This is a genomic window from Roseivirga echinicomitans (genome assembly GCF_001592935.1).
GTDB classification, from domain to species: Bacteria; Bacteroidota; Bacteroidia; order Cytophagales; family Cyclobacteriaceae; genus Roseivirga; species Roseivirga echinicomitans.
The window spans coordinates 79,505-91,365 of sequence record NZ_LRDB01000051.1 but is presented as its reverse complement, the minus strand read 5'-3'; the positions used below and the strand labels follow the sequence as shown (position 1 = coordinate 91,365).

At 40.9% G+C, this 11,861-nt stretch carries 11 protein-coding genes and 1 pseudogene; 4 read left to right on the top strand and 8 right to left on the bottom strand.

Going from position 1 to position 11,861, the window contains the following annotated elements:
* Nucleotides 1-93: 93 nt before the first annotated feature.
* The 3 genes from AWN68_RS17650 to AWN68_RS17640 all read left to right on the top strand — a co-directional run bounded on the left by AWN68_RS17650 (nt 94) and on the right by AWN68_RS17640 (nt 2,908).
* Nucleotides 94-603, top strand: coding sequence for a hypothetical protein (locus AWN68_RS17650; protein WP_068418810.1), 510 nt, complete (start codon nt 94-96; stop codon nt 601-603).
* Between the two features lie 146 nt (nt 604-749).
* Nucleotides 750-1,904: a 6-bladed beta-propeller gene (locus tag AWN68_RS17645; protein ID WP_068418807.1), complete on the top strand. Its 1,155-nt coding sequence runs from the start codon at nt 750-752 to the stop codon at nt 1,902-1,904.
* A 221-nt stretch (nt 1,905-2,125) separates the two neighbouring features.
* Nucleotides 2,126-2,908 carry a hypothetical protein gene (locus tag AWN68_RS17640; protein WP_068418804.1) on the top strand — a complete coding sequence of 261 codons (783 nt, stop codon included), beginning with the start codon at nt 2,126-2,128 and terminating at the stop codon, nt 2,906-2,908.
* Nucleotides 2,909-3,100: 192 nt separating this feature from the next.
* On the opposite strand, the gene AWN68_RS17635 is transcribed toward AWN68_RS17640, so the two are convergent.
* From AWN68_RS17635 to lepA, 8 genes and pseudogenes are all read right to left on the bottom strand, one after another.
* Nucleotides 3,101-3,370, bottom strand: a complete 270-nt coding sequence (locus tag AWN68_RS17635) for an acylphosphatase (RefSeq protein ID WP_068418801.1) — start codon at nt 3,368-3,370, stop codon at nt 3,101-3,103.
* On the bottom strand, nt 3,351-4,016 hold the full coding sequence (gene deoC / locus AWN68_RS17630) for a deoxyribose-phosphate aldolase (RefSeq protein ID WP_068418797.1): 666 nt from the start codon (nt 4,014-4,016) through the stop codon (nt 3,351-3,353). Before deoC ends, AWN68_RS17635 begins: the two co-directional genes overlap by 20 nt.
* Entirely contained in the window at nt 4,006-5,220 is a 1,215-nt protein-coding gene (locus AWN68_RS17625; RefSeq protein WP_068418794.1) for an NAD(P)-dependent oxidoreductase, read from the bottom strand. Before AWN68_RS17625 ends, deoC begins: the two co-directional genes overlap by 11 nt.
* Before the next feature lie 82 nt (nt 5,221-5,302).
* Nucleotides 5,303-7,180 (bottom strand): OmpA family protein, encoded by a 1,878-nt coding sequence (locus tag AWN68_RS17620; protein ID WP_068418791.1) that lies wholly within the window; start codon nt 7,178-7,180, stop codon nt 5,303-5,305.
* Between the two features lie 9 nt (nt 7,181-7,189).
* On the bottom strand, nt 7,190-7,807 hold the full coding sequence (locus AWN68_RS17615) for a 7-carboxy-7-deazaguanine synthase QueE (protein WP_068418788.1): 618 nt from the start codon (nt 7,805-7,807) through the stop codon (nt 7,190-7,192).
* A gap of 89 nt (nt 7,808-7,896) precedes the next feature.
* On the bottom strand, nt 7,897-8,772 hold the full coding sequence (gene folD / locus AWN68_RS17610) for a bifunctional methylenetetrahydrofolate dehydrogenase/methenyltetrahydrofolate cyclohydrolase FolD (RefSeq protein ID WP_068418786.1): 876 nt from the start codon (nt 8,770-8,772) through the stop codon (nt 7,897-7,899).
* Between the two features lie 33 nt (nt 8,773-8,805).
* A pseudogene (locus AWN68_RS17605) lies at nt 8,806-9,170 on the bottom strand (four helix bundle protein).
* A 40-nt stretch (nt 9,171-9,210) separates the two neighbouring features.
* Complete coding sequence (gene lepA / locus AWN68_RS17600; RefSeq protein ID WP_068418783.1) at nt 9,211-10,998, bottom strand: translation elongation factor 4; 1,788 nt, start codon at nt 10,996-10,998, stop codon at nt 9,211-9,213.
* Nucleotides 10,999-11,072: 74 nt separating this feature from the next.
* Here lepA and AWN68_RS17595 point away from each other — a divergent pair, with 74 nt between their 5' ends.
* Nucleotides 11,073-11,594 carry a DUF4924 family protein gene (locus tag AWN68_RS17595; protein ID WP_068418780.1) on the top strand — a complete coding sequence of 174 codons (522 nt, stop codon included), beginning with the start codon at nt 11,073-11,075 and terminating at the stop codon, nt 11,592-11,594.
* Nucleotides 11,595-11,861: the final 267 nt, after the last annotated feature.

Below are 11,861 nucleotides of genomic sequence, written 5' to 3'. Positions count from 1 at the left end.
AAGATGAATAAGGTGGCTCGAACAAAGCCACCTTATTCACATTTTAAGCCGATCGTTTTAGAAAAAGTATTATTTTTGTTGAAATATTAAGCGTTGAATCAGAGACTTTTTCTTCTTGATAAAAACTACATCCTCAAACAAGTTCAGGCAGACCTGAAACTTAAGCTTCAAGCAGAGTTAATTGAGGAAGTCAAGAAAGGCTACTTCAACCTTTTTAATCCACTCGGCTTAATTGATGAGCTCTCCGAAAAAGTAGCCGCTTTCAGCCCTACCCATTTATCTTTCTTTGATGAACTTTATAACACCATGGCTGGCATTTACCGCTATCAGGTGGAAGGCAATCAATTGGAGCTTTTATTTGACGGAAGAAGCCATTACGAAAAATACACAGCCGATTGGAAAGAAGGTTTTCATGCTTATGTACTGGAACTTTGCCAGAAGAAAAGCTTTATTCTAGCAGGCCTCGAACTCACTGTTTTTCATTCCCCCGACAAAAGGCTAGAACTGGCCCAAAACAGAATGAAGGTCTGTACTTTTGAGCATTTTGGCCTGAAGATTTACAAATACAAAGGCATTCAGAAATACATCAGCAAAAGCGCGTAAAGGCTTATTGCTTTATTTCGCTAATCTAAATCACCTCTATTTCCACATTACTGCAGCCAGTGGAGGAAAATCATCTATTCCTCAGTTAGTCGCTTGGTTCATTATCACATTTGTGCGTAGATTGAAATTGGTCAAAACAAAAAGTCATGAACAAGGTCAAAACGCAAATCCCCTATTTCACCCTCTTGATCTTAATGGTGTGCTGTCTAGGTTGTGGTAGTAAGACAGAAGTAACAGAAACCGAATCCGTTCCTACAGGCGGATTTCAATCCTTTCAAATAGATCTTAAAGGAGATAAAAAGCCATTTGTCGATCTAATCCAATCCATTGAAATTACTCGGCTGGAAGAGACGGAAGAATCGCTATTAGGCTATGTAGGACAAGTTGAGTTTCATGAGGATAGGATGATAATTCCTGATAATAAAGGGACTTTTTACATTTACTCAAAAACAGGTGAGTTTTTAAATAAATTTAATCATAAAGGTGAGGGCCCAGAGGAGTACTCAGGATTGACTGATATTTGGCTTGAGAACGGTTTAATCGGTATTCATAACTCTGGCAAATCCATTAATCGATATGATTTAGAAGGTAATTTTATTAGTAGAGAACGCTTGGACGAACGCGCTGCGCATGTGCACCCATACAAATCAGGCTATGCACTAGATAAGAATACTAGATATACTCAGGATTCGCTTATGTTTTCCCTCGTGACTTTGGATGACCAGATGAAACTCGATAAAACTTTTTTACCATTTGATAAGTCCCCTGTTTCTCAAGTTGCTTTTAGTCCTAGTACACTCTCTACATTGGGTAATGATTTGTTATATCTACGCATGATGAGTGATACAGTCTATCGAGTAACCGCTGATTCAGCAGTTCCTTTTATCCATTATGATTTTCAGGAGGATTGGTACTTCCAGCCAGGTATTGAGGAGGTGACAGGTAGTGTTTATGAAGCGGCATCGCGAAAAGAGCAAGTTTGGTTTATGTATAGCCACATAGGTCAGAACTATATTTACTTGTATACCACCTTAGGCCCCAGAAAAAATTATGCCTTCTTTATTGATAGAGAAACCAAGCAAAGTGTAAGCATTGAATCCAAAACTTCTACGGGTGAGCGTTTGGATTTGTCTCCGATCCGCTGGAATGGAGATCAATTTCTAATTTCTTTAAGATCGAGCCATCTTACCGACCTTTTAGACCAGTTGGATCAAGAACAATCTTCCTTTACCGAAGGTACTACACTAGAAGAAATTGAGTCCTCCGAAAATCCAGTGTTAGTTTCGGTTAAGTTTAAATAGCAAAAATGAGCAATCGAAGAATTTAAACGAGAGATAGAACTGTTTATTCAAAGTATTAATAAGGAAATCGGCAATAATTAGCGAAAGCAAAACACTGCATATGAGATCAGACTTACCCAACCCCTCTTATTATTTACACGCTATAAGGAAGTTTTTATCTCTTACAGGAGATATATACACCACAAACGTGGTGCATACATGACGTTAGATATAATAGAAAAATGGACTCAGCAGTACACGAAGCACTTCAATATGACAACAATCTCAAAGAGTTGAAAGGCTATTTTGATAGAAGTCCATTTACAGAAATAACTTTTGATAATTCCTCCAAACTAACCGTCATGATGGATAGTGGTTACACACATAATATTACTACGAAGTTTTGGCGAATCCTTCAATCATTAGGTGATGTAAAAGCGGACAAAAGCCACATTCAAAAAAGCTCTTACAATCTTGAGGTATTTACTAATCAGTGTTTGGGTTGTACTGATATGATTGCGACTTGGACGAATCACTTTTTACAGCTTGGTTTAAAAGGTTCAAACCTATCAATTCATAAATCAAATTTCATCGATAAAGTTAAACAAAGTCTCGAAACAGATGGATTCAATGCTGAACTTGACAAGTGGTATGAATGGACACTCAAAAATTTATATCCTTACAGAAATATAATTCACCATATGGGGGAATTAAGTGGAGCTGTACAGCTAAACAATAAGTACAAAGTAATAGATAACTTAGTGCCAAGTGAAGGCAAATGGGACTTTGAGCAAATACGAAATGACCTTAGGGAATACCCATCGCATACAGCTTGGAAAATTGTCACTAATAAAGATGACCTCCCAAATTTTATTACTGGTCACAAAGGAGATACTCACAAGTACACTCCAATCTCAGAGTTTTGTGAAGATTGGAAAGATAAGGTCTTTGAAATAATAACTTTATTTGTAAAGCTGGTAAATACTAAAAGAAGCAGTAAAAAAGTATTACAACAACCTCAATAGCTCTCAATGCCCACTACCGTAACTGGTGCTTGCCTGTGGCGAGTACCTATTTTGCAATGTACTTGAAGTACATCAATTAGAAAAGAACAGAAAATCCGGCTTTCGTAACCTCGTTGTTTTTTTGAGATAGAGAGCTATAAGATCAGCCCGCACTGAAAGTGCGAACTAGTAAGCGAAAAAGCGCACAAACACTTACCGCTTTATTTCAAAGCCCTCAAACCCACTCGCTTCAATACTTTCTACAAGTACCTTTTCAACACTGGCGTTGGAGGGACCATGATGGCACCAGTTCACCAAAGCATTTAAGTTTTCTTCAGAACCCTCGGCTATAATTAAAACAGATCCGTCTGGTTCATTCTTACACCAACCTTTGATGCCAAGCCGCTTTGCTTGCTCTTGGGTTGAAACTCGAAAATAGACGCCTTGCACTTTACCTATTACCTTAATTCTTTTGGCTTGCATAGTATTCTTCCATAATGGAAACTGCGGAGGAAACGCCTAATCTATCGGCTCCGGCATTGATGAGGGCTTGAGCGTCCGCCAAGATTTTAATGCCTCCAGAAGCTTTTAAGCCTACGTTCGAAGGCAAACTTTTACGCATCAGTTCTATGTGTTCTACTTTGGCGCCTGCGCCAGAAAAACCCGTAGAGGTTTTTACAAAGTCGGTTCCCGCATCGGCACAAAGTTTAGAGGCCAACACAATTTCTTCATTGGTCAAGTAAGCCGTTTCAATGATTACCTTCATTAGGCAATCGGCTTCATGAATGATTTTAGCGCATTTGGCCAGTTCTATTTTCGTCCAAGGCAAACCCGTTTTAAAGGCTGAAATATTCATGACGATATCCAATTCATTGGCACCGTTTTCAATGGCTTTTTCAATTTCGGTTACTTTGGCTTCTGTCATTTGGTACCCCAAAGGAAAACCAATCACTGTCACCAACTGAATATCGGCAGTACCAATTTCACGAGCTACTTTTTTCACCCAAAACGGAGGAACACAAACCCCAAACAACTGATGCGCTTTAGCCTCAGCCACCAAACGATCAATGTCGTTTGCGGTAATGGTCGGCTTAAGGTTGGTGTGCTCTAGGTAATGATTAATGTCCATCTACAAAATCTTGGAGGTATGCGTAATCAGGCATCAGTTTACCATTCTGGCAAATGGTCGCCCTTCCAATAATTTGATCTTTGTCGTCACCCACAAGGTTGGGCAAAATATGCCTAAGAAATTCCTTCCCGAAATCTTCAGAAGCATTTCTAGGCAATTCGCAAGGCAAATTATCCACCGCCATCACTGTAATGTTCCCCTCATCGGCAAAAGCAGGCTCTTCCTTGTTATCGCTTGGGTTATAGTCATAAACGGGGTCGGCAATCGTACTTGGTCGAATGGTAGAAGGAATTGAACCTTCAATATCACAAGTGATGTCTGCAATTACACGAATCATAAATTCACTTCTGTTGGCATCTTCCTTGGTAAAAAGCGTAGGGGCTTTGGGGTCCCAAAAGGCACCAGCAATCAGCACATCGGCCTTTCTAGCATATTGGCCAAAGCTCGACTCGTAATTCGCTGGATTCTGATAAAACTCATCTCTGCTAAAAGAGCCGCCATCAATGCGCTGGTTATAATCTCTGGTATTGAGTTGGGTATATACAGGCTCGTTGAAATATTCTGATAGAAACTCAACTGGACTCACCTTTCTGATTTTCATTCCGAAAAGCACTTCCATGGCACCTTTTGAAACTCGACCTCCACCAGTCAATATAATTTTTATGGCAGGGAGTTTCACCTTGGCATACTCCTTCTGCATGTCTTCCAAGTCGAAGCACTCATTAGCAGGGCGCAGGTGAAAAAGGTTATATCGTTTTCCGTAAGTCAGAATTCCATTATAGGCACCAACAATTCCCGCATAGCGACCAAAAGCGATTAACCTTTGATGTTGCAGGTTGGTAAGACACTCCCAGTCAATCAGTCTGATTTGTTTTTCAAGAATGGTTTGAAGCAAGCCTCGGTTGTACTCTTGCTTTTTCATGGTATGCGAGAAAAAGAAATGGGTTTTCCCATCGGCCAGCATTTCAACAGGCACTTCCTTTACACCTAAAATAACATCGCAATCAGATACATCGTCCACCATAATGGCTCCCGCTTGTTGATATTCCGAATCTTCGAAACAACGAATATCGCTTCGCTGACAATGTACAGTCACATTATCATAAGTATTCAATAGCGTTTCAACTTGAGTTGGGGTAACCGGTACGCGCCTGTCTACTGGCACTTTACCTTCTTTTATGATTCCGATTTTCAATTCTTGCATGTTCAAAGTTAATGATAAGTTGAAAGCTTCGAAACAAGTAGCGACCGACTTATTTCAGAACAAATAACTTTAGCCAAAGGCCTTATTTAATGTCTAGAATCGAGATTTCGATTCTGCGGTTTTTGGGAGAAATTCCCGCTTCAATGGGTTTGCTTTCCCCGTAACCCTTATAGACAAAAGCCTCCTTCAGCAAACCCTTTTTAATAAAGTAGTTAAGCACTGATTTTGCCCTTTCGGTTGATAAATTCATATTGTATCCTTCCTCTCCTGAGGTGTCGGTATGGCCGCCAATTTCTACTATGATTTCAGGGTTATCCCTGATGAAATCAACTACGATATCCAGCTCCTTGGTGGCCTTCGTACTGAGTTCAGCGCTGTTCAGTTCGAACAAAATGTCATTTAAAATTACCTTCTCGCCTTTTTTCATAGGTCGAAGATAGATTGCGGCTTCATTTCCGCTTTTCCATAGCACATCCACTTCTTCTTTATACAGCAGATAACCTCTCTTTTTCACATACAGATTGGCATCTTCTACTTGCGGTAAAACCAAGTTAAAACGACCACTTTCAAAATCGGAATAGGTACGTGATCGAATGGAATCTTTGGCGATATCGGCCACATAGATTTCAGAGAAAAGTGGTGTGCTATCTGCCGAACTGAGCACTATTCCTCGTTTGTAATCCACCAACTGCTTCGGGATTAAATCGTTTGGCAGTTTAAACCGGTACAAGCTCGAAGTACCATCGAAAAGGTTGTCGCTGTAATAGGCCCAACCGTCAATGCTGATGGTATAGCCCACCTGATTTCTGTGATTATTGATGGGATAACCCAAGTTCCTTGGTTCAGACCATTCGCCCTGACCGACCTGTTCTGTTCCGTATAAATCATAACCGCCAAAACCCAATCTGCCACGTGAAGCAAAAAACAAATTGACACCATTGAGGTGAATATAAGGAGAGCAATCATCGAAGCGCGTGTTGATGCTTGGCCCCAAGTTCACGGCTTCCATCCATTTCCCATTCTGTTTGGTCGACTTCCAAATGTCTTGTCCGCCTTCGCCATTGGGTCGGGCGCTGACAAAGTAGAGTTCACGCCCATCTTGAGAAAGCGAGGGTTGCGACTCCCAATGAAGTGTATTCACTGTCTTTCCTAAATTTCTGGGCTTCGACCAGTCATTTCCTTCTCTATAACTGATGTACAAATCACAACTACCAAGGCCATCTGGCGCATTGCAAGCGGTGTACACCAAAGTGTTTCCGTCAGCCGAAATGGAAGCAGTTCCTTCGTTTCTTTCTGAATTAATTTTCTTAGAAATCTCCAGCGGTTGGCTCCATGCATCGCCCTCCTTCTGGCTAAAGAAAAGGTTTTCATCACCCCTGCCGTAATTATCGCGCACTGTATATACCAAAAGACCAGCAGCCGTAATGGAAGGGAAGTATTGTTGTGGGCGATTATTAATAGGAGCCGGAAGCTTTTCAAAATCGATATTTCGTGGATTGGTACTCCCTTGAATGGCATAATCAATAGAGGAAGTGACGATTTCAAAAAGTGCATCATCTAAGCCCTCCACTCTGCCCTCAATCTGATCTTTCAGGCCTTTGGCTTGTTCATATTTCCCTTCAGAAAACAAGGCATAAGCGGCATCGGCCAGCATTCTATTTTTGAATTGTTGATCAACGCCCTGTACAAATTCATCGTAAAGTTTAAGCGCTTTTTCAAGCTCTCCCCTCTTGATCAAGACCTGATGCGTAAGCAAGACGGCTTCATCAAAACTATTATCGCGCTTTAAGGCTTCGAGCAAAAGGTTGTATGACTTATAGTAATTGCCAACGTGATCAAGCGATTGCGCCTCTTTATACAGCTCAATGGCTTTTTTATTTCGGGTATGAAGTTTATCCTCTTCTTGGCCGTTGGCCAGAAGAACACAAAACAGAAGGGATATGATAATGAAAAACCTCAAATAGCTAAACTACGGTATATTCATAAACTTATGAGTCTGTAAAGATATTTTCCACTTGGGGTTATTTTTTACGTACTCAATAATTTCGGGCAGCATTTTCTCCGACTGATCCCATTCTGGCTGCATGTACAATAAACAATCCTTGTTCATTTTCGCAGCGTGGCCTTCCGCCCACTTAAAGTCGCTTTTATTGTAAATAATGACTTTGAGCTCATCGGCTTCCGCATAAAACTCTTCTTTTGGGGCTTTAAATTTCTTGGGAGAAAAACACAACCAATCCCAATTGCCAGAAAGCGGATGCGCACCAGAAGTTTCAATATTCGTTTGAAAACCTGCCGCATGCAATTGATTCGTCAGGTCAGTCATATCATACATCAAAGGCTCTCCGCCCGTCACCACGGCCAAACGACCTGGGTGAGCCGAAGCTTTAGCAACGATTTCCTCCACCGATTCTTTTGGCCATTGGCTGGCGTCCCAAGAATCTTTCACATCGCACCAAACGCAACCAACATCGCAGCCGCCCAATCGAATAAAATATGCTGAATTTCCGGAGAAATGACCTTCTCCCTGAATGGTATAAAAAGCTTCCATTATAGGAAGCTGTATGATTTCCTTTGTTTTTGACATTCCAATTTTTTAAAGCAGGAGTTGAAACTGCAAGGCCTGATTGACGGATCCTGATCCCGAACACTCGGGACAGGATGACTTCGAGGCGGTTAAACTAATTTTTGAGAAGTAAGGTATGTGTTCCAAAGTAATGACGCGATAGTCATTGGTCCAACGCCACCGGGCACTGGTGTAATGAACTCACACTTTGGTGCTACTTCATCAAACTTTACATCCCCTTTCAACTTAAAGCCCGACTTGGTTTGATCAGATGGAACTCTATGAATTCCAACATCGATTACGGTTGCTCCTTCTTTTACCATATCAGCAGAAACAAAGCCTTCCTTACCAATGGCAACGATCAGAATATCGGCTTGTTTTGTTATTTCAGCCAAGTTTTTGGTTCGGCTGTGGCAAAGGGTTACCGTAGCATTTCCTGGGTTGCCATTTCTAGACATCAATACACTGATAGGCGTTCCCACCGTATTGCTTCGGCCAATTACCACACAATGTTTTCCTGAAGTCTCAATGCCGTTGCGTTCTAGCAAAAGCATCATTCCTTTTGGTGTAGCAGGTAGAAGTGTTGGTATACCCAAAAGCATTTTACCCAAGTTCACTGGGTGGAATCCGTCCACATCTTTATTTGGAAGAATGGCCTCCACTACTTTTTGCTCATCAATTTGTTTTGGAAGCGGCACTTGAACGATAAAGCCATCAATTTCAGGATCATCATTCAATTTTTGAACAGTAGCCAGAACCTCAGCTTCAGAAGTCTCTTCAGACAGATGAATCAAAGTAGAGCCAAAGCCGATTTGCTCGCAGGCTTTTACTTTGGCGTTTACGTAAGTTTGGCTTGCACCATCATTACCCACCAAAACAGCAGCCAAATGAGGGACTTTACCTCCTTCAGCCTTTATCTGTGCTACTTTTTCTTTCAACTCATCTTTTATGGATTGAGCCGTCCCTTTTCCATCCAATAATTGCATCTGGTAAATGGTTTTTTGTGCTCAGTGCACGGTTTACTTCTTCAAATAATTAATGTAGCCTTGTATAAGCTTCTTACAACTTGTGATTTGAGTTATCAATGTATCCAAATCTTGTTGAACAATATAATTTTGATCTAGTGCCAGAAATAATTGCGTTTCTATCTCATATAATGAGCCACGAGAAATATACATATATTGAATTCGCTCGGTTGTATGTTGTCTTCCAATCCCTTCGGCAATATTAGAGGAACTGATATTGCTGCTCTTCTTATTTGCGAAGTCAGTGCATACTTTTCTTCATCAGGAAATAGCCTAGACAAATCATAGATAACAGAAACAAGCTTTCGAGCTTCTTTCCAAACATCCAAATCATAATATTGTCTGTTCTCATTCCCCATAACTTAGCACCGAGCACTATCAACTAACAACTAAGCACTACTAATCTAACTTAAGCACCGCCATAAAGGCTTCTTGTGGAATTTCCACATTACCTACCTGGCGCATTCTTTTCTTACCTTTTTTCTGTTTCTCCAAGAGCTTACGCTTTCTGGAAATATCACCACCATAACATTTCGCCAATACGTTTTTACGCAAAGCTTTCACCGATTCTCTTGCAATAATCTTGGTACCAATGGAGGCCTGAATAGCAATTTCAAACATTTGGCGTGGAATCAACTCCTGCAATTTCTCACAGAGTCTTTTTCCCCAATCATAGGCTTTGTCTTTATGTACAATGGCCGAAAGTGCATCTACTTTTTCTCCGTTGAGCATAATATCCAACTTCACCATAGTAGACTGGCGGAAACCAATCAACTCATAATCAAGCGATGCATAACCGCGGGAAATCGTCTTGAGCTTATCGAAGAAATCGAAAACGATTTCAGCCAAAGGCATTTCAAAACTCAATTCAACCCTATCGCTGGTGAGGTATACCTGATTTTTAATCAAGCCCCTTTTGTCCATACATAAACTGATGATTCCACCCACATATTCAGACTTAGAAATGATTTGAGCACGAATAAATGGCTCTTCCAAATGAGAAATGGAAGATGCATCAGGCATTTCAGATGGTGCATTAATTTTAAGAATCGATCCATCCGTTCTTACTGCGTGAAACTGAACTGAAGGAACGGTAGTGATTACCGTCATGTCAAATTCACGTTCCAATCTTTCCTGAATAATCTCTAAATGTAGCATTCCCAAGAAACCACAACGGAAACCAAAGCCCAAAGCGGCAGAAGTTTCAGGTTCCCAAACCAAGGAAGCATCATTCAATTGAAGCTTTTCCATGGAAGCCCTCAATTCTTCGAATTCAGAAGTTTCTACAGGATAAATACCCGCGAAAACCATTGGCTTCACATCTTCAAAGCCTTTAATAATTTTGGTGGTTGGTCGATCTGGATGAGTGATGGTATCACCCACTTTCACTTCCTTGGCCACTTTAATGCCTGAAATGAGGTAACCCACATTTCCTGCGCTAATTTCTTTTTCTGGCTGTTGTTTTAGCTTCAACACACCAATTTCATCGGCATTATAGATCTTATCCGTATTCACGAACTTAATCTTATCTCCCTTTTTGATTGTACCGTCAAAAACACGGAAAATTACTTCGATCCCTCTAAAAGAGTTGAACACTGAATCGAAGATCATCGCTCTCAAAGGCTCATTCGGGTCGCCTTTTGGGGCTGGAATTTTCTCAACAATGGCTGTTAAAATATCTTCGATACCCAAACCTTCTTTCCCACTTGCTCTGATGACGTCTTCGGGATCGCAGCCGATAAGCTCTACCACCTGATCCGTCATTTCTTCAGGCATGGCGCCCGGTAAATCTATTTTATTGAGCACTGGAATAATCTCCAGGTCGTGATTCAAAGCCAAATAAAGGTTAGAAATGGTTTGCGCCTCCACACCCTGAGAAGCATCGACAATAAGCAAAGCGCCTTCGCAGGCAGCAATTGATCGAGATACTTCATATGAAAAATCCACGTGTCCGGGGGTGTCGATAAGGTTGAGGGTATATTCCTCGCCCTTATGCATATATTTCATTTGGATTGCGTGACTCTTGATAGTAATACCACGTTCACGTTCCAAGTCCATGTTGTCCAACAACTGATTCTGCATGTCGCGATCGCCAACCGTTCCAGTGAACTGAAGTAGACGATCGGCCAAAGTACTCTTACCGTGGTCGATGTGTGCGATAATACAGAAATTCCTGATTCTCTCCATAGTTTTTAAAAGAAGTGCAAAAATAGAAAATTATGATGCATTTGCTTTGTGGGGATAACCATTAATTTTGCACTATGTTATTGGCAGACAAGAAAAAGAGACAGAACCTATCGGAATACATCGTTTACATGTACCAAACCGAAATGTTGGTTCGAAATTTTGAGTTCGATATTCAAAAGATTGAGAACCATGTGGTAAAGAATATTCCCGAAGAAAGCTTAAATGCGGAAGGAAAAGCGGAATTGACCGAGTGGTACAAAGTCATAATTGCTCAAATGAAGGAAGAAGAACTAGAGCGCGAAGGCCACCTGAGTTTTGTTCAGGAGGAAGTAAAACGCCTTTCCGACCTTAGTTTACAGCTCCAGGTAAATGACGAAAACTATCGTGCAATTTTCAATCGTGCCCGCCCTGCTATTCGTGCTTCTATTGTTGAGTCCAATGGCTTAATTAACGACCCCATTCAAGCTTGCCTTAATGGTATTTTGGGTCTACTGATTGCCAGAATGAACGGAAAAGAAATTCTAGACGACACACTTGAGCAGCTTGATCATTTTGGGAATGTACTTTCTTATCTATCGATAAAAGTTAAGGGTTAGGAGTTATTGGTTAAGGGGTGATTAGTTAAGAGGTAAAGAGTTATTGGGAAAGAGGAAATCAGTTAATCGGGGAATCAGGGGTCAGGAGTTTGAATGATTCCCAGCCTGTACCAGTTTTCTTAACTTTTGTTCTTCAATATTTGTGGAAATATAGAACTCGAATTTTATAAGGAAAGTTACTTATAACCCCTAACTAATTTCCTGATTCCCTGATCAACTATTTTACTGACCCACTGATCACTCCTCCCTAACAACTACCCACCCTGG

Excerpts from the sequence above, each read along its gene's own strand:
- AWN68_RS17645 (WP_068418807.1), top strand. The coding sequence starts at position 750 with ATGAACAAGGTCAAAACGCAAATCCCCTATTTCACCCTCTTGATCTTA.
- AWN68_RS17640 (WP_068418804.1), top strand. The coding sequence starts at position 2,126 with ATGGACTCAGCAGTACACGAAGCACTTCAATATGACAACAATCTCAAA.
- AWN68_RS17635 (WP_068418801.1), bottom strand. The coding sequence starts at position 3,370 with ATGCAAGCCAAAAGAATTAAGGTAATAGGTAAAGTGCAAGGCGTCTAT.
- deoC (WP_068418797.1), bottom strand. The coding sequence starts at position 4,016 with ATGGACATTAATCATTACCTAGAGCACACCAACCTTAAGCCGACCATT.
- AWN68_RS17625 (WP_068418794.1), bottom strand. The coding sequence starts at position 5,220 with ATGCAAGAATTGAAAATCGGAATCATAAAAGAAGGTAAAGTGCCAGTA.
- AWN68_RS17615 (WP_068418788.1), bottom strand. The coding sequence starts at position 7,807 with ATGTCAAAAACAAAGGAAATCATACAGCTTCCTATAATGGAAGCTTTT.
- folD (WP_068418786.1), bottom strand. The coding sequence starts at position 8,772 with ATGCAATTATTGGATGGAAAAGGGACGGCTCAATCCATAAAAGATGAG.
- lepA (WP_068418783.1), bottom strand. The coding sequence starts at position 10,998 with ATGGAGAGAATCAGGAATTTCTGTATTATCGCACACATCGACCACGGT.
- AWN68_RS17595 (WP_068418780.1), top strand. The coding sequence starts at position 11,073 with ATGTTATTGGCAGACAAGAAAAAGAGACAGAACCTATCGGAATACATC.